At 67.6% G+C, this 19,771-nt stretch carries 13 protein-coding genes; 3 read left to right on the top strand and 10 right to left on the bottom strand.

Annotation, left to right across the window (positions count from 1 at the left end; translation table 11 throughout):
• Positions 1-73: 73 nt before the first annotated feature.
• From BGN95_RS20710 to ggt, 5 genes are all read right to left on the bottom strand, one after another.
• Positions 74-358, bottom strand: coding sequence for a hypothetical protein (locus BGN95_RS20710; RefSeq protein ID WP_286773866.1), 285 nt, complete (start codon positions 356-358; stop codon positions 74-76).
• Positions 355-1,818: a Fe-S cluster assembly protein SufB gene (gene sufB / locus BGN95_RS20705; RefSeq protein WP_179513429.1), complete on the bottom strand. Its 1,464-nt coding sequence runs from the start codon at positions 1,816-1,818 to the stop codon at positions 355-357. The genes BGN95_RS20710 and sufB overlap by 4 nt, the downstream gene beginning before the upstream one ends.
• Positions 1,818-2,243 (bottom strand): SUF system Fe-S cluster assembly regulator, encoded by a 426-nt coding sequence (locus BGN95_RS20700; protein WP_179513428.1) that lies wholly within the window; start codon positions 2,241-2,243, stop codon positions 1,818-1,820. Before BGN95_RS20700 ends, sufB begins: the two co-directional genes overlap by 1 nt.
• 191 nt (positions 2,244-2,434) lie before the next feature.
• On the bottom strand, positions 2,435-3,289 hold the full coding sequence (locus tag BGN95_RS20695) for a helix-turn-helix domain-containing protein (protein WP_179513427.1): 855 nt from the start codon (positions 3,287-3,289) through the stop codon (positions 2,435-2,437).
• A gap of 315 nt (positions 3,290-3,604) precedes the next feature.
• Positions 3,605-5,383, bottom strand: coding sequence for a gamma-glutamyltransferase (gene ggt / locus BGN95_RS20690; RefSeq protein WP_286773865.1), 1,779 nt, complete (start codon positions 5,381-5,383; stop codon positions 3,605-3,607).
• Between the two features lie 132 nt (positions 5,384-5,515).
• On the opposite strand from ggt, the gene BGN95_RS20685 reads away from it, so the two are divergent.
• A complete protein-coding gene (locus BGN95_RS20685; RefSeq protein ID WP_286773864.1) occupies positions 5,516-7,300 on the top strand; it encodes an AMP-dependent synthetase/ligase in 1,785 nt (594 codons plus the stop codon).
• 107 nt (positions 7,301-7,407) lie between these two features.
• On the opposite strand, the gene BGN95_RS20680 is transcribed toward BGN95_RS20685, so the two are convergent.
• Positions 7,408-10,314 carry a M16 family metallopeptidase gene (locus BGN95_RS20680; protein ID WP_265313894.1) on the bottom strand — a complete coding sequence of 969 codons (2,907 nt, stop codon included), beginning with the start codon at positions 10,312-10,314 and terminating at the stop codon, positions 7,408-7,410.
• 198 nt (positions 10,315-10,512) lie between these two features.
• Here BGN95_RS20680 and BGN95_RS20675 point away from each other — a divergent pair, with 198 nt between their 5' ends.
• Positions 10,513-11,376, top strand: coding sequence for an aspartyl/asparaginyl beta-hydroxylase domain-containing protein (locus BGN95_RS20675; RefSeq protein WP_265269308.1), 864 nt, complete (start codon positions 10,513-10,515; stop codon positions 11,374-11,376).
• A 43-nt stretch (positions 11,377-11,419) separates the two neighbouring features.
• Here the strand turns inward: BGN95_RS20675 and BGN95_RS20670 are convergent, their stop codons facing one another.
• The 4 genes from BGN95_RS20670 to BGN95_RS20655 are packed head-to-tail and all read right to left on the bottom strand — an operon-like array spanning position 11,420 to position 18,423.
• The gene (locus tag BGN95_RS20670; protein WP_286773863.1) at positions 11,420-12,460 is read right to left on the bottom strand and encodes an isoaspartyl peptidase/L-asparaginase family protein; all 1,041 of its coding nucleotides are present in this window, start codon (positions 12,458-12,460) and stop codon (positions 11,420-11,422) included.
• A gap of 36 nt (positions 12,461-12,496) precedes the next feature.
• The gene (locus BGN95_RS20665) at positions 12,497-14,041 is read right to left on the bottom strand and encodes an efflux transporter outer membrane subunit (RefSeq protein ID WP_286773862.1); all 1,545 of its coding nucleotides are present in this window, start codon (positions 14,039-14,041) and stop codon (positions 12,497-12,499) included.
• A complete protein-coding gene (locus BGN95_RS20660; protein ID WP_286773861.1) occupies positions 14,031-15,239 on the bottom strand; it encodes an efflux RND transporter periplasmic adaptor subunit in 1,209 nt (402 codons plus the stop codon). The genes BGN95_RS20665 and BGN95_RS20660 overlap by 11 nt, the downstream gene beginning before the upstream one ends.
• Positions 15,232-18,423: an efflux RND transporter permease subunit gene (locus tag BGN95_RS20655; protein WP_286773860.1), complete on the bottom strand. Its 3,192-nt coding sequence runs from the start codon at positions 18,421-18,423 to the stop codon at positions 15,232-15,234. Before BGN95_RS20655 ends, BGN95_RS20660 begins: the two co-directional genes overlap by 8 nt.
• Before the next feature lie 204 nt (positions 18,424-18,627).
• Between BGN95_RS20655 and BGN95_RS20650 the strand changes: the two genes are divergently transcribed.
• Positions 18,628-19,536, top strand: a complete 909-nt coding sequence (locus BGN95_RS20650) for a LysR substrate-binding domain-containing protein (protein ID WP_265269311.1) — start codon at positions 18,628-18,630, stop codon at positions 19,534-19,536.
• The last annotated feature ends 235 nt before the right edge of the window (positions 19,537-19,771 follow it).

Raw genomic sequence — 19,771 nt, 5'->3', positions numbered from 1 at the left:
TTCAATCTTCAGCATCTGTTTCTCGGTTCGGAAATGATTTCACGGAGAGCGGGCGTATCGATCGGGCTTGCGATCATTGCCCGCCCCTTTCGCGGACCAGCGCGGCGACCTTCGCCTCGACGCAATCCGCCAGCGGCTCGGGCTGCGTCACGCCGCCGTTGAAGCAGGTTACGGTCGCCGCGCACGCCGCGCGGTCGATCCCTTCGTCCCCACTCGATACGCGCGCGTGGCAGCCGGTCACCTTGCCGCCGTCGACCTGCGTCGCGATGCGCAATTTGCGCAGCGAGGTCACGACCACGTCCGGCGCGGGCGCACTCGCAGCCGGGGCGAGCAGCAGCAGGGCGGGGAGCAGGATCAACCGACGCTCCCTTCGAGCGAGATGCCGAGCAGTTTCTGCGCCTCGACCGCGAATTCCATCGGCAGTTGCTGGAGCACCTCGCGCGCGAAGCCGTTGACGATCAGCGCCACCGCCGCTTCCTGATCGAGCCCGCGCGACATGGCGTAGAACAATTGATCCTCGCTGATCTTGCTCGTCGTCGCCTCATGCTCGATCTGCGCCGAGGGGTTCTTCACCTCGATATACGGCACGGTATGCGCGCCGCATTGATCGCCGAGCAGCAGGCTGTCGCATTGCGTGAAGTTGCGCACCCCCTCCGCGGTCGGCGCGACGCGCACCAGCCCGCGATAGGTATTGTCCGACCGCCCCGCGCTGATCCCCTTCGACACGATCGTCGAGCGGCTGTTCTTGCCGAGGTGGATCATCTTGGTGCCGGTATCGGCCTGCTGGCGGTGGTTGGTCACCGCGACCGAATAGAATTCGCCGACGCTATTCTCGCCCGCCAGCACGCAGGACGGATATTTCCAGGTGATCGCCGAGCCGGTTTCCACCTGGGTCCAGCTCACCTTGCTGTTCCGGCCCTGGCAAAGCGCGCGCTTGGTGACGAAATTATAGATGCCGCCGACGCCATTTTCGTCGCCGGGATACCAATTCTGCACCGTCGAATATTTGATTTCGGCATCGTCGAGCGCGACCAGCTCGACCACCGCGGCGTGGAGCTGGTTCTCGTCGCGCATCGGCGCGGTGCAGCCTTCGAGATAGGAGACATAGGCCCCCTTGTCGGCGACGATCAGCGTGCGTTCGAACTGCCCGGTATTCTCCGCATTGATGCGGAAATAGGTCGACAGCTCCATCGGGCAGCGCACGCCTGCGGGCACATAGACGAAGGTGCCGTCCGAAAAGACCGCGCTGTTGAGCGTCGCGAAATAATTGTCATGCTGCGGCACGACCTTGCCGAGCCACTTCTTCACCAGATCGGGATATTCGCGGATCGCCTCGGAGATCGACAGGAAGATCACCCCCGCCGCCTTCAATTCCTCGCGGAAGGTGGTGGCGACCGAGACGCTGTCGAACACCGCATCGACCGCGACCTTGCGCGCGCCCTCTACCCCGGCGAGCACCTTCTGCTCCTCGATCGGGATGCCGAGCTTCTCATAGGTGCGGCGGATTTCGGGATCGAGCTCGTCGAGCGAGGCGAGCGTCTTCTTTTGCTTCGGCTCGGCGTAATAATAAGCGTCCTGATAATCGATCGGCGGGATCGACAATTTGGCCCAATCGGGCGGGGTCATCTCCAGCCACTGGCGATAGGCCTTGAGCCGCCAGTCGAGCATCCATTGCGGCTCGTTCTTCTTGGCCGAGATATAGCGCACCGTGTCTTCGGACAGCCCCTTGGGGGCGAAATCCTGCTCGACCTCGGTGGCGAAGCCCCATTCGTACTTCTTCGATACGGCGGCGAGCGCCTCGGCATTCTTCGTGGCCATTATGCCAATACCTCCTGCCGCTCGCTCACCAGGCTGGCCAGCGACACTCCCGCGAGCGCGCCGCGCACCGCCTGATTGACGACATTCCAATGCGGCTTCACGCGGCAATTCCCTTCCATCGCGCACTCATGATCGCCCATGTCGACGCACGACGTGAGCGCGATCGGCCCTTCCACCGCCTCGACGATATCGGCAAGGCTGATCGTCGCCGGCGGCCGCGCGAGGCGGAAACCGCCGCCGGTGCCGCGCGCGCTTTCGATCAGCCCCGCGGCGGACAGCCGGCTGACCAGCTTCTGCGCGGTGGGCAGCGGCACCCCGGTCTCCTCGGCCAGCACGGTCGCGTTGAGCCGCCCCACGGCACCGCAATGGCGCGCGGCTGCGGTCATCAATACCACCGCATAATCGGCTAGGCTGGACAGGCGCATCGCTCAATAGGTCAATCGGATTGATTCGTTCCGATTGGGCAGATGGTCGCGTTGGCGGGAGAAATCAAGCAGCTGCGCGAGGGATAAACGGCCCGACGCGGCAAAGCCGCGTCGTCGGACGGCGCTTAGGCGCCGCCGGCCGCGCTGCGACCGGGGCTTGCCCCAGCTTCGCTGGAGCGTCGCGTCGCAGCCTAAGTATCCGAAATAATCGGATGCACCCGGCCGCCCAGCGCGAGCCGTTGCGCCATCGTGAGCTGCGCGAGCTGGTTGGGCTCGGTGCGGAGCTGCCCCGGGGTGAGCCCGGTGAATTGCTTCACTTCACGGATCAGATGCGACTGATCGTAAAAGCCCACCTCGAGCAACTGATCCAACGTCGCCGATCCATTCGCCAGCGCCACCGCCGCGCGCAACGCGCGATATTTGCGCGCGAGCAGCTTGGGCGGTGCGCCGTATAGCGCGTTGCAGCGCCGCTCGACCTGCCGTCGCGACAGCCCGGTGGCGCACACCAGATCCTCGATATCGGGCGACGGGCTGCCCGCCAGCCAGGCGTCGATCCCGCGCGCGAAAGTCACCGCGTCGGTTTCCCCGCCGGCGATCGAGCACTGGACGAACGCGGCGGCGATCGCGACCTTTTCCGCTGTGGTCTGCGCCGCGCGCATCCGGTCGCTCACATGCCGCACCGCGGTGCCGAAAAACAGCTCGCCGTCGATCGCCCGGTTGAGCATCGCCGAGGCGTCGATCCCGAGCAGCGCCGCCCAGCCGGCGGGCTGGAGCCCCATGCCGATCACCTCCACCGGCCCGTCGGCGCAGGTCCGCATCGCCCCGCTCGTCGGGCCGACGACATGCACCTCGGGCGCGGGCTGCACCGTTCCGTCGGGGAAATGATAGCTGCCGTCGCCGCGGCTCAACCGGAAGCGCAATTGCGCGTGATCGGCGCGCTCGACATCGTCGAACCGCGGCAGATCGGCCTTAAAGTGATAGAATAGCGTAACAAAAGGCTGAAGGTCCGCATCCGGGACCACATAGTCCAGCTGGATATCCGCCACGTCTTGCGCCCCGTTTTATCCGACGGATTTTACAACAAGAGACGGCTAAAGAAAAGCGGCCCGGCCGCACAAGCAGCCGGGCCGTTAAGTCGAGAACCCCTGTTACCAAAGGCTCTTCGGGTCGCAGCACCTTTAGACGCCGCGAGCCGCGCGAAGTATTGGATAGATTCGACGTTAACCCCGTTCGATTTTTACAAAGTCAGTAAGTCCTTGATTTGATCTTCCAAATATTTCGGTAGCACCAAAATGACAGCGCGGACATTCCAATCACTGTCCCAAATCGTAACAAAAGGACATGCCAGGCTAATCCTTATCTCACCGGGCCGCGGCGGGGACGGCGACCGACTCGACCGGCACACGGCCTTCGCGCCGCGGATCATAGCCGCCGTCGATTCGCCCGTTGCGCATGATCACCCCCTGCAGCCCGGAATCCTCGCCCTGCCCGGGCTTGAGCATCACCCCGCGCGCGGCGAGGCCGTCGAGCACCGGGCGCGGGAAGCGATCGACCTCGCCGTTGAAGGTCGCACCGCGCGCGACGAGGTTGGGCAGCGCGATCGCCTCCTGCATCGACAAGCCCCAGTCGACCGCCGCGACCAATGACTTGCCGACATAGGCGAGGATCGCATTGCCCCCCGCCGAGCCGAGCGCGCCGGCGAAGCCGCGCTCGCCGTCGAGCAGCACCAGCGGGGTCATCGACGAGCGCGGGCGCTTGCCCCCGGCGACCGCATTGGCCGCAGGCCGCCCATCGGAATCGCGCGGGGTGAAGGAGAAATCGGTCATCTGGTTGTTGAGGAAGAAGCCGTCGACCATCCGCCCCGAGCCGAAGATCGATTCGACCGTGGTGGTCATCGACACGACATTGCCGTGCGCATCGCCGACGATGAAATGCGAGGTGCCCATCGGCTCGAGCGTGCGATCGACCCCGGCGAGCGTCGCCCCCGGCGGGGTGCCGGCGGCGGGCGGCGGGCCGGCGCGCTCGCCGATCAGCTTGGCGCGTGACGCGATATAGGCGGGATCGAGCAGCCCCTTGACCGGCACCGAGACGAACGCCGGATCGCCGACGTAGCGATCGCGATCGGCGTACATGATCCGGCTCGCCTCGGCGAATTCGAACCACGCCTGCGGATCCTGCGGCCCGCGCTTGTCGATATCGGTATGTTCGAGCAGCCCGAGCAGTTCGAGCGTCCCCACCCCGCTCGCCGGCGGCGGCGGCGCGCAGACCAGATAGACGCGATACGGGCGACAGATCGCCTCGCGCTCGACCGGGCGATAGCCGGCGAGATCGGCGAGCGTCATCGCGCCGGGATGCTCGCCCTGATGAACGCGGTCGACGATCGCCTGCGCGGTACGCCCGGTGTAGAGCGCCGAGGGACCCTCGTTCGCCAGCCGGTTGAGGAAGGTGGCGAAGGCGGGGTTGCGCAGCCGGTCACCGGCGCCGACCAGCCCGCCGCCGGGCTTGGCGAAATAGGCGCGGACGTCGGGCGCTGAGGATTGCGGGAACATCGAGCTGGCGAGGAACCGGCCGAGCCGGGGCGAGACGATGAACCCGTCGCGCGCGGTCCGCTCGGCATCGCCGAACAAGGTGCGCCACGGCAGGGCGCCGTGCTCGTCATGGACCAGCGCGAGCATCTTCACCGCGCCGGGCACCCCGGTCGCCCGGCCGCTCAGCACCGCGGTGACGAAGGGCAAGGGCGTGCCATTGTCGTCGAGGAACATGTCGGGCGTCGCGCCGGCGGGCGCGGTCTCGCGGCCATCATAGACCCGCACCTTGCGCGTCGCGGCGTCATAATAGGTCATGAACGCGCCGCCGCCGATCCCCGAGCTTTGCGGCTCGACCAGCGAGAGCATCGCCTGCACCGCCACCGCCGCGTCCGCCGCGCTGCCGCCGCGCCGCAACACCGCCATCCCCGCCTCCGCCGCGAGCGGATTGGCCGCCGCGACGAAAATCTGCGCCCGCTTGGATGACGGCGCCGGCGCCGGCGCGGCGGGAGCCGTCGGCGTCGTCGGCGTGGCGACATGCGACGCAGGCGCGGTGGCGCAGGAGGCGAGCAGGGCAGCGGTAACGGTGGCGAAAAGCGTGTTGGCCAGCTTCATGATGCTTCCCGAAGATCGTTATTTGCCGACCGCGATAGCGGCCGTGCCGCGCGCCGTCCACGCCCCCTCCGTACCGCCTGTTCTTGCCCGCCAATCGGCCCTAGGGTCACCGCCGCAGCATCCGGAGCCTCCATGCGTACGTTCGAAACCTTCCCCAACCTCGTCACGATGTTCTTCACCCGCGCGGGCGAGAAGGGCGACGCGCCGTTCCTGTGGGCGAAGCGCGACGGCGAATGGCGGGCGACGACATGGGCGGAGGCCGCGCGTCAGGTGGCAAGCCTCGCCGCCGCGCTGCGCGCCGCCGGGCTGCAGCCGGGCGACCGTGTGATGCTGGTGAGCGAGAACCGCCCCGAATGGTGCCTGTCGGATCTCGCGATCATGGCCGCGGGCTGCATCACCGTGCCGACCTACACCACCAACACCGAGCGCGACCACGCGCATATCATCGAGAATTCGGGCGCGCGTGCGGTGATCGTCTCCACCCAGAAGCTCGCCGACACGGTGATGCCCGCGGTGGTGCGCACCACGCATGCCGAGATCGTCATCGGCATCGACAAATTGCGGCTCCATCCGTCGGGGATCACCTGCTTCGACTGGCACGAGATGATCGCCGCCCACCCCACCGACTCCGCGACGATCGCCGCCGAGGCAGGCTTCGCGCGCGACGATCTCGCGTGCATCATCTACACCTCGGGCACCGGCGGCGCGCCGCGCGGGGTGATGCAGCATCACGGCGCGATCCTCCACAATGTCGCCGGCTGCATCCGTATCATCGCGGAGGATTTCGGCTGGGGGGAAGAGGTGTTCCTCTCTTTCCTGCCGCTGTCGCACGCCTATGAGCACACCGGCGGCCAGCATCTGCCGATCGCGCTCGGCGGGCAGATCTATTATGCGGAGGGGCTGGAGAAGCTCGCCGCCAATATCGAGGAGGTGCGGCCGACGATCATGGTCGTCGTGCCGCGGCTGTTCGAGGTATTGCGCACCCGCATCAGCAAGGCGATCGCCAAACAGGGTGGGATGAGCGAGAAATTGCTCGGCATGGCGCTCGACATCGGCACCAAGCGCTACGAGGGGCGGCTCAAGCTCACCGACCGGCCCAAAGGGCTTTTGGTCGATACCTTGTTCAAGCCACGCATCGCCAAGAAGTTCGGCGGGCGGATGAAGGCGATGGTGTCGGGCGGCGCGCCGCTCACCCCCGAGGTCGGGGTATTCTTCCAGTCGCTCGGGGTGACCTTCCTCCAGGGCTACGGCCAGACCGAGGCGGCGCCGGTGGTGTCGTGCAACCGCCCGGCGGCGGGGCTCAAGATGGACACCGTCGGCCCGCCGCTCGCCGATACCGAGGTGCGCATCGCCGAGGATGGCGAGATCCTGGTGCGCGGCGAACTGGTGATGCACGGCTATTGGCGCAACGAAGCCGAAACCGCACGGGTGCTGCGCGACGGCTGGCTCCACACCGGCGACATCGGCGAGATCGACGAGCGCGGTCGGATCAGGATCACCGACCGCAAGAAGGATCTGATCATCAACGACAAGGGCGACAATGTCGCCCCGCAGAAGGTTGAGGGGCTGCTGACGCTCCAGCCCGAGATCATGCAGGCAATGATCGTCGGCGATCGCAAGCCGCATATGGTCGCGCTCATCGTCCCCGATCCCGAATGGACGCAGGAGTGGTGCGCGGCGAACGGCGTGCCCAACGATCGCGCCGCCCTCGCCGACGACGCCGCCTATCGCGCCGCGCTGTCGGCCGCGGTCGATCGCACCAACAAGGATCTGTCGGTGATCGAACGCGTGCGGCGCTTCATCCTCGCCGATGAAGCCTTCTCGATCGAGAACGAACAGCTCACCCCGAGCCTCAAAATCCGCCGCCATGTGCTGCGACAGGTCTACGGGGAGCGGCTCGAGGCGCTGTACCGGTAGAACACACATCCGTTCGGGCTGAGCCTGTCGAAGCCCTGCACTTTCTTCGTCGGAGGAAGGACAGCCCTTCGACAAGCTCAGGGCGAACGGAGGTTAGTGGCTGTCCCTTACTTCCCCGCGACCGGCGGCGCCTCGCCTGCCTTGCGCGGGACCACCGCGAGCGTCCAGTCCTTGTCGGGCCGCAGATATTTCGCCGCGGTCGCCTGCAGCGTCGCCGGGGTGATGCTGGCGAGATCGTCGACCATCGTCTGGATCGCCTCGATCCGCGCCGGATCATAAGCCCCGCCGCTCGACTGGATCAGCCAGAACTGGTTCCCCGACGAGGCACGCGCGAGAAACTGCAGCGTCGGCACGACCGTGCGGCGCAATTCGTCGGTATCGACCGGCTTGGCGACCAGCTCGGCGGCGATCTCGCGGCTCAGTTTGAAGAACAGGTCAACCTTGTCGGGTTGCACCTGTCCCAGCGCGATGATCCGCCCGCCGGTCGACATGCCGAGCGGCCATTGGCTCTGCGCCGACGGGCTATAGCTCGCCCCGGCGACCGAGCGCAGCCGATCGAACAATCGATCCGCGAAGACCGAGGCGAGGATATCGAGCCGCCGCATCTCGGCATGCCCCGCCGCGCCGCCCGCGGTCGGCCAGGCGATCACCGCCGCCGCCTGCGTCTCGGGGCCGCCGTGGGTCAGCACCACCGGCTTGTCGACATGCGCCGGAAAACCGACCGGGACCGCCGGCGCATCATCCGGCTTGCGCGGCTTGAGCGCGCCGAAGGTCCGCGCGACCGCGGCGATCGCCTCGTCGGGCTTCACATCGCCGAACACATCGACCTCGATCGGCCCCTTGGCGAGGATCGGCTGCCAGAAAGCGCGGAAGCTTTGCGGGGTCAGCGCCTCGACCTCGGTCTTGGCCGGGGTACCCCAACGCACGTCGCCATCGCGGATGCGCCGCTCCAGATCGCGGCTGAGGATGCCGTCGGGCGAGGAATCGAGCCCCGGATAACCCGCCAGCATCGCCGCGCGCGCGCGCATCACCGGCGCCGGGTCCCAGCGCGGATAGGCCAGTTTCTCGGCCATCAGCAGCAGATTGTCGGCATAATCGCCCGGCGTGGTCATCGCGTTGAACACGAAGGCATCGTCGGTGATGTCGAGATCCATGCCGATCCGCCGGCCGTTGGTCAGCGCATCGAGATCGCCCTGATCGAGCTTGCCGATCCCGCCCGGCACCAGCGCCATGTCCCCCGCCCAGGCCGGGGTCGGGGTCTTCGCCGGCAACGTCGTATAGCCGCGCCCGAAGCGGACGCGCAGGTAGACGCGCCCCGTTTCCGACGCATTGGCGTAGAGCAGCATGCGCACGCCGTTCTTGAAGACGATCTTCTCGATCCCCGGATCCCCGACATGCTCGCGCGTATCGACCTTGCCCGGCTTGCCGAGCTTGGGCAGCCGCGAGAAATCGACGCTGCCCTGCGCCTTGCGCGCGCCGACTAGCCCCGACACGTCCTCCTTCAGCGCCGCGGCCACCGCGGCCGGGGTGGCGCCGTCGGCGGTACGCGTGTTGACCAGCGCGCGCGTTACCCCGGTGAAGATCCGCTTGGTCGATTCGAGGATGCTGGCGGGGGTGAACATCCCCTTGTCATGCGCCTGCTTCAGAATGTCGTAGGAGGTCTGCGGCCCCGCCACCGTCTCGCGGATGTCGAGCGCGCCGACCATATCGTCGGCCTGCTTCGCCCCCGCCTCGACCCGCGCGGTGCCGACGTCGTTGCGCATCGCCGCGTCGAATTCGGCATATTCGCGCTCGATCTCGCCCTGCGTCGGCGGGGTCGCCATCGCATCGGCGATCACCGCGCGCACGTCCTTAAGTGCAGCGTGCCAGTCGTCGCCGAGCGGCAGGATGTTGGTGAAGGTGCCGTTGGCCGAGCGCGACATATCGTCGAGGCTCATCGTCGCCTGGAGGAAGCTGCCCCCGGCGCGGGCGCGCGTCTCGAGCCGCCGGTTGATCACCCGCACCGCGAGGAAATCGATGAACCTTTTCTGGTTGAAGATGATCGTATCGTCGCGCGCGATCCACGGGCGCAGCGTCGCCATCGCCACGATCGGCGGCAGCGCGGGCTCGACGATCGTCGCGGTTTCCGGCGCGCTCGGATCGGGCTTGCCGAAATCGGGGTCGGCGGGATCGGCGCCCTTGCCGTGCCAGCCGCCGAAATTCTTCACCACCAGCTTCGCCGCCACGTCGGGGTCGATATCGCCGGAGATGATCACCACCGTCCGCGCCGGGCGATACCACAGATCGTGGAATGCCTTGATCGAGGCGGGGGTCGCCGCCATCAGCGTCTTGATGTTGCCGATCGGCGAGCGATCCGCGAGCGGCTGGTGCGCGAAGAACAGTCCGCGCATCGCATCCGACCAGCGCACCTGCGGCCCCGGTGCCTCGCGCTGCTCGGCGAGCACCGCGGGGCGCTCGGCGGCAAGCCCGCGCTCGGTGATCGCCGGCTCGGCCATCATCCCGGCGAAGATCTTGAGGCTCTCGTCGAGCGACTCCTGCGTCGCGCCGGGCAGATCGAGCTTATAGACGGTCTGCGTCGCGGTGGTTTGCGCGTTGGAATCGGAACCAAAGGTGGCGCCAAAGCGCTGCCATACTCGCTTGGCCTCACCGTCGGGCACATATTTCGAGCCACGGAACGACAGATGTTCGATGAGGTGGGCATAACCCTGTTCGGAATCGCGCTCGTTGAGCGACCCCGCGTCGATCCGCACGCGCACCGCGACCTGCCCCGGCGGCACGCCATTCTTGCGCACGGCATAGCGCAACCCGGTCGAAAGCTTGCCGAAATGCCATTCGGGGTCGGGCGGGATATCCGATCGTTCGAACAGCCACGGCCGCGTGTCGACGGTGACCGCGGGCGCCGCCGGCTGGGCGGCCGGCTTGCGCTTGGGCGCGGGGGCTGCCGGCAGCGCGGCATTGGCAAGCAGGGAAAGGGCGGCCAGAGGCGCCGCCACCGCACGCAGGAAGAACGACATGGCCGACGCTTGTACGGACGCGCGCGCCGATCGGCAACGCTGTCCGACCAACCCGGCTTTTTACCCTTTCAGCGCCATGATTTCGACCCGAATCAGGATTAGCTCCATTCATGAAAACGTCATGATTCCACAATCGTGACGCTCGTGTTTTACCGGCCGGCATCCTCATTGCCGGCGCAAGGACTGGACGAAACAGACGTGACCCCCGACACGCTGCCCTCCCCGATCCGAATAAGGCACAATTCGGGCAATCTGGCCGGCACCGAGCCGTTGATGGTGCCCGATCTCACGATCATCTCGGGCGCGCCGACCCCGGGAAGCGCGCTGCAGGCCGAGCGCGGACGCCCGCTGATCATCACGATCGGCAAGCATCTGCGCGGCGTGTTCGATCGGATGATCGCCTCGTCCTCGCTCGTGTCGAACGAGCCGGTGCTCGACGTCCGGGACTTCGCGTGGACGCAGATGCTGCGCGAAAACTGGCAGGCGATCCGCGACGAAGCGGTGGCGGTCGCCCTGCGCCGCAACGCCGCACCGAGCCTGTCGACGATCTCCCCCGATCACCGCGCGATCGCCGAGGTCGACAAATGGCGCTCGTTCTTCCTGTGGGGCTATGGCTATCGCATCGACGAGAATGCCGATCGCTGCCCGGTGACCGCCGCGCTGGTCGAGCGGATTCCCGGGCTCAATTCGGCATTCTTCTCGATCCTCGCCCCCGGCACCCACATCCCCGTTCATCGCGGGGTGACCAAGGGGCTGATCACCTGCCACCTCGGGCTGGTCGTACCGCGCGACGGTGACGTCCGGATGCGCGTGCGCGATCGCATCGTGCGCTGGGCGGAGGGCGAGACTTTGGTGTTCGACGACACCTATCAGCATGAGGTGTGGAACGACACCGACGGCACCCGCGTCGTGCTGTTGATCCAGTTCGAGCGGCCGCTGCGCAATCCCGGCAAATGGATCGCGGACCGCTTCCTCTCGATCGTCCGGCGCTCCGCCTTCGTCCAGGAGGCGCGCGACAATATCCAGACGTGGAACGCCGCGGTGAAGCAGCTCGACGTCTGACCGGGCGCCGCCCCGGCGCGATGCCGGGGTGACGCCGATCGCGTTACCGCCCCGCGATCACCTCATCGGCATAGATCGCGACGCGCGGGGTTTCGTCCGCCGCGCTGGCGCGGCCGCGATACATGCCCTCGGTGTTCATTGCGAAGGCGACCTCGCCCTTGCCGTCGATCGCGATCAGCCCGCCGTCGCCGCCGATCGCCCCGATCGAGGCGATCGTGTCCTTCGCCGCATCGGCGACGCTCTGATTGCGCCAGCGAACCCGGTCGCACAGCTGGCGCGCGGCGCTTTCGCGGATGAAATATTCGCCGGTGCCGGTCGCGGAGACCGCGCAATCGTTATGATAGGCGTAGGTGCCCGCGCCGATCAGCGGCGAATCCCCGATCCGCCCCCAGCGCTTGCCCGTCGTCCCGCCGGTCGAGGTTGCCGCGGCGAGGTGACCGTTGACGTCGACCGCCACCGCGCCGACCGTGCCGAAGCGATGCGTCGGATCGAGCGAGGCGCTGTTCCGACCCTTCTTCCATTCGAGATATTGCTGCCAGCGCTTCTCGGTGCGGAAATAGGAGGGATCGACCTGTTCGATATGCTGTTCGCGCGCGAACTGATCGGCGCCGCTGCCGCTCAGCAGCACATGCGGGCTATGTTCCATCACCGCCCGCGCCAGCATGATCGGGTTCTTGGTCGCGCTCACCCCCGCCACCGCGCCGGCGCGCAAGGTCGTGCCGTCCATGATCGCGGCATCGAGCTGATTCTTGCCCTCGGCATCGAACACCGCGCCCTTGCCGGCGTTGAACAACGGATTGTTCTCGAGCATCTTGACCGCCGCCTCGACCGCATCGAGGCTGGTGCCGCCCGCCTTCAGCACCGCCGATCCGGCGGCGAGCGCGTCGCTCAGCCCCTGGCGATAGGCGCTTTCCTCGGCGGGGGTCAGCGAGCCGCGCGGGATCACCCCCGCGCCGCCGTGGATCGCGATCGACCAGCGTTGCGCGGAGGCCGGCTTTACCTTCGCGTCCTCCGCGCCGGCAGCGAGCGGAAAGGCTGCCGCTGCCATCAACATCACCGCAAAAAACTGGCCGATCCCGCGCATCCCGTCATCCTCCCCGTTGTCGAAAGGGGAATCCTATCAGGCGGTCGGGGCGCCGCCCAGTGCCTTCACCAGCGCGATCCCCGCGCGCATCCGGCTGGTCTCGACCGCGATCAGCGCGCGTTCGGAATCGAGCGCCTCGGTCTGCGCGGTGACCACCTCCAGATAATCCGCCGCGCCGTCATGATAGCGGGTCAGCGCGAGATCGCTGGTGCGCTGCGCCGCGGTGGCGGCGTCGCGCTGCTCGACCGCCTGGGTCGCGAGATAGCGGCCCGCGGCAAGCGCATCCTCGACCTGGCGGAACGCGCCGAGCACGGTGTCGCGATAATCCGCCGCCGCCTCGTCATATTGCGCGCGCGACAGCCCGACCTCGGCACGCCGCCGCCCGCCGTCGAACAGGGTCAGCGCCGAGACGAGCGGCCCCAGCCCCCAGAAGGCGCTGGGGGTGGAGAGCAGAGACGGACCGGTCGTCTGCCACCCGCCGGAAAGGCCGAGCGACAGCGTCGGGAAGAAAGCGGCGCGTGCCACCCCGATCCGCGCATTGGCGGCGTACATCCGGCGCTCGGCCGCGGCGATATCGGGGCGGCGCTGGAGCAAGGCGGACGGCGCGGCGGCGGGCACCGCGAGCGTCCCCGGCGGCTGGATGCGCGGCGCGATCGCGAAATCGGAGGCGACCGCGCCGATCAGCGCGGCGATCTCATGCTCGGTCGCCGCGCGCTGGTTCGCCACCGCGGAAATCTGCGCGCGCGCGTTCGACAGCACGGTCCGCGCGCGGTTGACGTCGACCCCGGAGGCGAGCCCGCCGTCGTGACGCGTCGCGGTCAGCTCATAGGCGCGGTTGAACGCCTCGACCGAGCGGCGCAGCAGGTCCGCCTCGGCATCCAATCCGCGCAGCCGGGCATAGGCATCGGCGACCGCCGCCTGCAGGCTGAGCTGCGCCGAGGCGAGATCGCCTGCGCTCGCCGCCGCATCGGCGCGCGCCGCCGCGACCTTGTTGCGCACCCGGCCCCACAGATCGATCTCGTAGCTCAGCGCACCGCCGACGACATAATTGTCATAGGTCGGCGCGGTGCCGTTGGTCAGCGGGCGATTGGCGGACTGGCGCTGGCGCCCGGCCTGCGCGTTGACCCCGATCGTCGGAAACAGATCGGCATTGTCGACCCGCGCCGCAGCGCGCGCCGCGTCGTAGCGCGCGAGGGCCGCGGCGAGCGTCGGGCTGGCCGCGGCGGCGCGCGTCTCGAGATCGTCGAGGACGGGATCGTTGAACGCCGTCCACCATTGTCCGCGCGGTGCCGCATCGAGCGGGGTCGCGGCGGTCCAGCCCGGCACTTCCTTGTACGCGGCGGGGGTCGCGATCGCCGGCGGGCGGTAGGCCGGGGCCATCGAGCATCCGCCGAGCAGCGCGGCCACGGCGAGCGACAGGCTGGCGCGGTTGGCGGGCAGAGCTTTTGCCGAGATCCGTTCGCCCTGAGCTTGTCGAAGGGCTGCACTTCCTGCGCGGAAGAAAGTGCAGGGCTTCGACAGGCTCAGCCCGAACGGAAAGTTAGCTGGCCCCGACTTAACGCGACTGGCCTTACCCCGCATGCGCCGCGCCCTTGCCCGCATTCTGCACGCGGACATGATCGCCGGTGTGGATCGCGTCGGGCGGGCTGTCGACGACGCGGTCGCCGGGGGCGAGCCCGGCCGAGATCGCCACCGTCTTGCCCTCGTCGCTGGCGATCGTCACCGGCTTCACCGTCACCCGGCCGTTGCCGTCGACCACCGCGACGGTCGGCCCGTCATTGCCGTAGAGGATCGTGCTCCCCGGCACGCTCAGCACATTGCCGCCGCCCGCGCCGACCTTGAACGAAACCTGCGCGAAGGCGCCGGGCTTCAGCGCGCCGTCGGGGTTGGGTGCCTGCAGCTCGACCAGCACCGCGCCCGATTGCGCGTCGACCGCGCCCGCGCTGCGGGTCAGCGTCGCGGCGAAGGTGCGCTGGGGATATTCGGGCAGCGACAGGCTGGCCTCCATCCCCGGATGGACCTGCGCCGAATAGCCTTGCGGCACGCGGACGTAGATGCGCATCCGCCGCACGTCGGAGACGGTGAACAACGGCTGCGCGGCGGCATTGCCCGACACCACGAGCTGGCCGATCTGCGCCGAGCGGCTCGTGACCACCCCGTCGAACGGCGCGTAGAGCCGGGTGAAGCCGAGCACCGCGCGCAGCCGGCGGACATTGGCCAGCGCGGCATTGGCGAGCGCGGACTTGGCGGCGAGATCGCCGGTCTTCTCGTCTGCCTCCTGGCGCGACACCGCATCCTTGGCGAGCATCGTGCTCCAGCGCTGCGCGGTGGTCGCGGCGAGCTTCTGGTTGGCGAGCGCGGTCTGATAATCGGCGCTTGCCTGTGCGAGCTGCTGGTCGACCTCGGGCGCGTCGAGGATCGCGAGCGGCTGGCCGGCGTGGACGCGATCGCCGATATCGGCGAGCCAGCGGCTGACATAGCCGTTGGTCCGCGCGTAGATCGCCGCGCTGTTGAGCGCCTGGACATTGCCCGGCAGCACCAGCGCGTCGCGCGTGCCGCCGGCCTTGGGGGTGACGACCGAGACGCTGGGGACCGCCGCGTCCGCGGCGACTTCCTTGAGGTCGCCGGTCGCGCCGATCCGCGTCGCGATGCCGGCTGCGACGATCGCGATCGCCGCGACCCCCGCGATGATCCCGGCGCGCTTCAGCGTGCGCGGGCTGGGGCCGTCGGACTGCGCCGGGGCGTCGGTGAGAGTTTTGACGTGGGACATGTCAGACATGGGCGGGCTGCATCTCGACGGAAGGTTGCCGGGCGTCGCGCTTGCGGTGGACCAGCGCGAAAATGGTGGGGACGAAGAACAGGGTGGCGATCGTCGCACAGATCAGCCCGCCGATCACCGCGCGACCGAGCGGGGCGTTCTGCTCGCCGCCCTCGCCGAGCCCCAGCGCCATCGGCCCCATGCCGATGATCATCGCGAGCGCGGTCATCAGCACCGGACGGAAACGCACCATCCCCGCCTCGAGCGCGGCCTTGGTCGCATCGCCCAGCGCATCGAGCCGCTCGCGCGCGAAGCTGACGACAAGGATCGAATTGGCGGTCGCAACCCCCATACACATGATCGCGCCGGTCAGCGCCGGCACCGACAGCGTGGTGCCGGTGGTGAACAGCATCCACACGATCCCGGCGAGCGCGGCGGGCAAGGCGGTGATGATCACGAACGGATCGAGCCAGCTCTGGAAATTGACCACGATCAACAGGTAGATCAGCACGACCGCCCCGGCGAGGCCGAAGGCCAGCCCGGAAAAAGCCGTGTTCATCGTGGCATATTGGCCACGAATGGTGACGGTGGCGCCCTTCGGCAATTCCTTTTCGAGCGACTTGATCGCGCGATCGACATCACGCGACACCGCGCCGAGATCGCGGCCCTGGGTGGTGGCGTAGAGGTCGATCACCGGCTGGATATTATAGTGCGAGATGATCGGCACGGTGTTCGACCGGCTGATCCCCGCGATCCCGCCCAGCGGCTGCGTGCTGGCGCCAGGCGCGCCCGAGATCGGCACGTTGCTCAGCGCGTTGATCGATCCGACCAGATATTCGGGCGCCTGCGCGATCACCGAATAGGAGACGCCGCTCTTCGGATCGACGAAGAACACCGGCGCCGATTGCGCGCTGCCCGCGAGCGAGGTGCCGAGGCTGTTCGTCACGTCGCGCTCGGTGAGGCCATATTGGCTGACGCGCGAGCGATCGACGTTGACGTCGAGCTGCGGCGACCGCCCCGGCTGCTGGATCCGCGCATCGGCAAGCCCGGGGATGCGCGCGATCTTGGCCAGCAGCTTTTCGGCATAAGCGCGCACCGCGGCCTGATCCTTGCCCGAAACCTGCACGTCAATCGGGGCCGGCGCGCCGAAATTGAGGATCTGGCTGGTGATGTCCGCCGGGAGGAAGGAGAAGTTCGTGCCGGGGAAGCGGCGCGGCAGTTCGCGACGCAGCGTGGCGACGATCTTCTCGGTCGGCACATGGCCTTCCTTGAGCGTGATCAGGATGTCGCCGTCCTGCGGCCCGATCGTCCCGCTGTTGTTGTAGACGGTGTTAATCGAGCTGACCGGCAGCCCGATATTGTCGGCCATCGACGCCACCTCGCCGGCGGGGACGATCTCGCGCACCGTGCGGCCGATCGTGTCGAAGCGCGCCGCGGCATCCTCAATCCGCGTCCCCATCGGGGTGCGGACGTGGAGCGCGATCTGCCCCGAATCGACGCTGGGGAAGAAATTGCTGCCCAGCCACGGCATCAGCCCGAACGACAAGAGCACCACCGCAAGGAAGCCGAGCAGGAACGGGCGGCGCGCACCCAAGGCGCGCGACAGCATCCCGCCATAGGCGGTGCGAATCCGCTCGAACCGCGCCTCGAACCCGCGCTGGAAGCGAACCAGGGGATTGCGCGCAGCGGCATCGCCCGCGGCATGCGCGTCCTCGCCCGCCCGGTGCGGCTTGAGCAGATACATCGCCATCGTCGGCACCAGGGTGCGCGACAGGATGAACGAGGCGATCATCGAGAAGACGACCGACAGCGCCATCGGCACGAACAGGAAGCCGGCGACCCCGGGGAGGAAGAACATCGGCACGAACACGATGCAGATGCACAGCAAGGAGACGAACGCCGGGGTGACAATCTGCTGCGCGCCGTCGAGGATCGATTCGGTGACGCCCTTGCCCTGTTCGAGGTGCCAGTTGATGTTCTCGATCGTCACCGTCGCGTCGTCGACGAGGATGCCCACCGCAAGCGCGAGCCCGCCCAGCGTCATCACGTTCATCGTCTGGCCGAACGCCGCCAGCGTGGCGATCGCGGCCAGGATCGCGAGCGGGATCGAGATCGCGATGATGATCGTCGAGCGCCACGAGCCGAGGAACAACAGGATCATCAGGCTGGTCAGCGCGGCGGCGATCGCGCCCTCCTTCACCACCCCCGACACCGCCGCCTTGACGAACAGCGACTGGTCGCCGACCGGCAGGATCTTGAGCGTATCAGGCAGCCCCGCGGCGATGCGCGGGATCGCCTGCTTCACCCCCTCGACGATCGACAATGTGGAGGTCGCGCCGTTCTTGAGCACGGTGAGCAGCACCGAGCGCCCGCCCTCGACATGGACGACATTGGTCTGCGGGCCATTGCCGTCCTTCACATGCGCCACGTCGCGCATGTAGATCGTCGCGCCGTTGACCACCTTGACCGGCAGCGCGTTGAGCCCCTCGACCGAATCCGGCGCGTTGTTGAGCCGCACGCTATATTGCGTCGGCCCGATCTTGACGAAGCCCGCCGGGTTGATCTGGTTCTGCGCCGCGATCGCATTGCCGACATCCTGCGCCGACAGCCCCTTGGACTGGAGCGCGAGCGGATCGAGGTCGATCTGGATCTGGCGCTGCTTGCCGCCCGAGGGATAGGGCATGGCAAGGCCGGGGATCGTCACCAGCTGGGTGCGAATCTGGTTCTGGCCGATATCGAACAATTGCTGTTCCGACAGGCCCTTGCCCGAAAGCGCGAGCTGCAGGATCGGCACCGTCGATGCGCTGTAGTTGAGGATCAGCGGCGGATTGGTGCCCGGCGGCAATTGCTTGAGGATCGTCTGCGAGGCGGAGGTGATCTGCGCGGTCGCGGTGCGGATGTCGACGCCGGGCTGGAAATAGACCTTCACCACCCCGATGCCCTGCAGCGACTGGCTCTCGATATGCTCGATATCGTTGACCGTGGTGGTCAGCACGCGCTCATAGGGGGTGATCAGCCGGTCCGACATGTCCTGCGGCGGCAGCCCGGCATAGGTCCAGGCGACGGCGACCACCGGGATGCGGATATTCGGGAACATATCCACCGGCGTGCGGATCGCCGCCAGAACCCCGACGATCGCGATCAGGATCGCCATAACAATGAAGGTCAACGGTCTTGTCAGCGCGACCTTGACGATACCGATCATCCAATATCCTCAAGCTTACGTGCGCACGACGCACCCGCGCCGCACGACGTTTATGCCTCGTCCACTCTCCTGCTGGACATTCGAATCGCCTTGCTCGCTCTCCCGCAGCGGCATGGCCGATCGTCGGCACGCGCCAATGCGCCCTTGGTCGGGTCGGGTCTAATATATAATATAGCTTGATCAATATGTAAGAGGACATGATCGTTGGACCTTCGCCATCTGCGCTATTTCCTGTGCGTTGCCGAGGAGATGCATTTCGGCCGCGCCGCGCAGCGACTCGGCATCTCGCAACCCCCGCTCAGCCAGCAGATCCGCGCGCTGGAGGATGAGCTCGGCACCCGGCTGTTCGATCGCACCAGCCGCCGCGTGCGGCTGACCGAGGCGGGCGAATTGTTCGTCCCCGAGGCGCGCGCGACATTGTCGCAGGCCGATCACGCGATCGAGACCGCGCGGCTCGCCGGGCGCGGCGAGCTCGGGCGGCTGCGCATCGGCTTCACCTCGTCGGCGCCGTTCGTGCCGCTGATCGCCTCCACCCTCTATCGCTTCCGGGAGAATTATCCCGAGGTGCAGCTGACGCTCAACGATCTGGCGCGCGACGCGCAGATCGAGGCGCTGCGCCGCGGCGGGCTCGATATCGCGCTGGTGCGCGGCATCCGCGCGCCATGCCTGCCCGACGAATTCTCCGCGCGCTGCATCCTCGAGGAAGATATGGTGGTGGCGGTGCGCGCGGGGCATCCGCTCGCCGACCGGCCCGACGATCCGACGGTCGCCGATCTCGCCGCGATTCCGCTGGTGCTCTATGCGCCGACGCTGGGCGCGGGGTTCAACGAATATTTCTTCGGGCTGTGCCACGAGGCCGGGTTCGAGCCGCAGATCGCGCATGAGGCGAGCAGCTTCGCGACGCTGCTCGGGCTGGTCGCCGCAGGGTTCGGCGCGACGATCCTCTCGCGCTCGCTGGAGCGGCTGCACCTCGAGAATGTCGTCTACCGCCGCCTCGCGACCCCGGTGCCGAGCCGGTTGTGGCTGGTCCACGGTCTGTCGCTTTCCCCCACCGCGGAGGCATTTCGCGACACGATCGACGAATTGCGCCTTGACGCGAAGGGGCAATCGTAAGGATCACGAAAGGCTAGGAAGCGAAAGAGATTGCGTCGGTGTCCCGCGTGGACGCCCCGATCGTCATCGAATCGAAGGAAGAAGAACAGCATGGCCGACGATCACGATCAGGTTGCCGGGCAGCATGCGGGGGTGGAACCGGCGCCGCCGCGGCGCAGATCGTGGAAGATCGTCGCGATCATCGTCGTCGTGCTCGCGCTGATCGCGTTCGCGGCGAATCGCATCGCCAAGAGCG

The organism is Sphingomonas sp. 66-10, assembly GCF_001897045.1.
Lineage (GTDB): Bacteria > Pseudomonadota > Alphaproteobacteria > Sphingomonadales > Sphingomonadaceae > Sphingomonas > Sphingomonas lycopersici.
This window is presented reverse-complemented; position numbering and strand designations above follow the sequence as displayed.

Excerpts from the sequence above, each read along its gene's own strand:
- BGN95_RS20700 (WP_179513428.1), bottom strand. The coding sequence starts at position 2,243 with ATGCGCCTGTCCAGCCTAGCCGATTATGCGGTGGTATTGATGACCGCA.
- BGN95_RS20680 (WP_265313894.1), bottom strand. The coding sequence starts at position 10,314 with ATGTCGTTCTTCCTGCGTGCGGTGGCGGCGCCTCTGGCCGCCCTTTCC.
- ggt (WP_286773865.1), bottom strand. The coding sequence starts at position 5,383 with ATGAAGCTGGCCAACACGCTTTTCGCCACCGTTACCGCTGCCCTGCTC.
- BGN95_RS20685 (WP_286773864.1), top strand. The coding sequence starts at position 5,516 with ATGCGTACGTTCGAAACCTTCCCCAACCTCGTCACGATGTTCTTCACC.
- BGN95_RS20655 (WP_286773860.1), bottom strand. The coding sequence starts at position 18,423 with ATGATCGGTATCGTCAAGGTCGCGCTGACAAGACCGTTGACCTTCATT.
- BGN95_RS20665 (WP_286773862.1), bottom strand. The coding sequence starts at position 14,041 with ATGCGGGGTAAGGCCAGTCGCGTTAAGTCGGGGCCAGCTAACTTTCCG.
- BGN95_RS20660 (WP_286773861.1), bottom strand. The coding sequence starts at position 15,239 with ATGTCTGACATGTCCCACGTCAAAACTCTCACCGACGCCCCGGCGCAG.
- BGN95_RS20670 (WP_286773863.1), bottom strand. The coding sequence starts at position 12,460 with ATGCGCGGGATCGGCCAGTTTTTTGCGGTGATGTTGATGGCAGCGGCA.
- sufB (WP_179513429.1), bottom strand. The coding sequence starts at position 1,818 with ATGGCCACGAAGAATGCCGAGGCGCTCGCCGCCGTATCGAAGAAGTAC.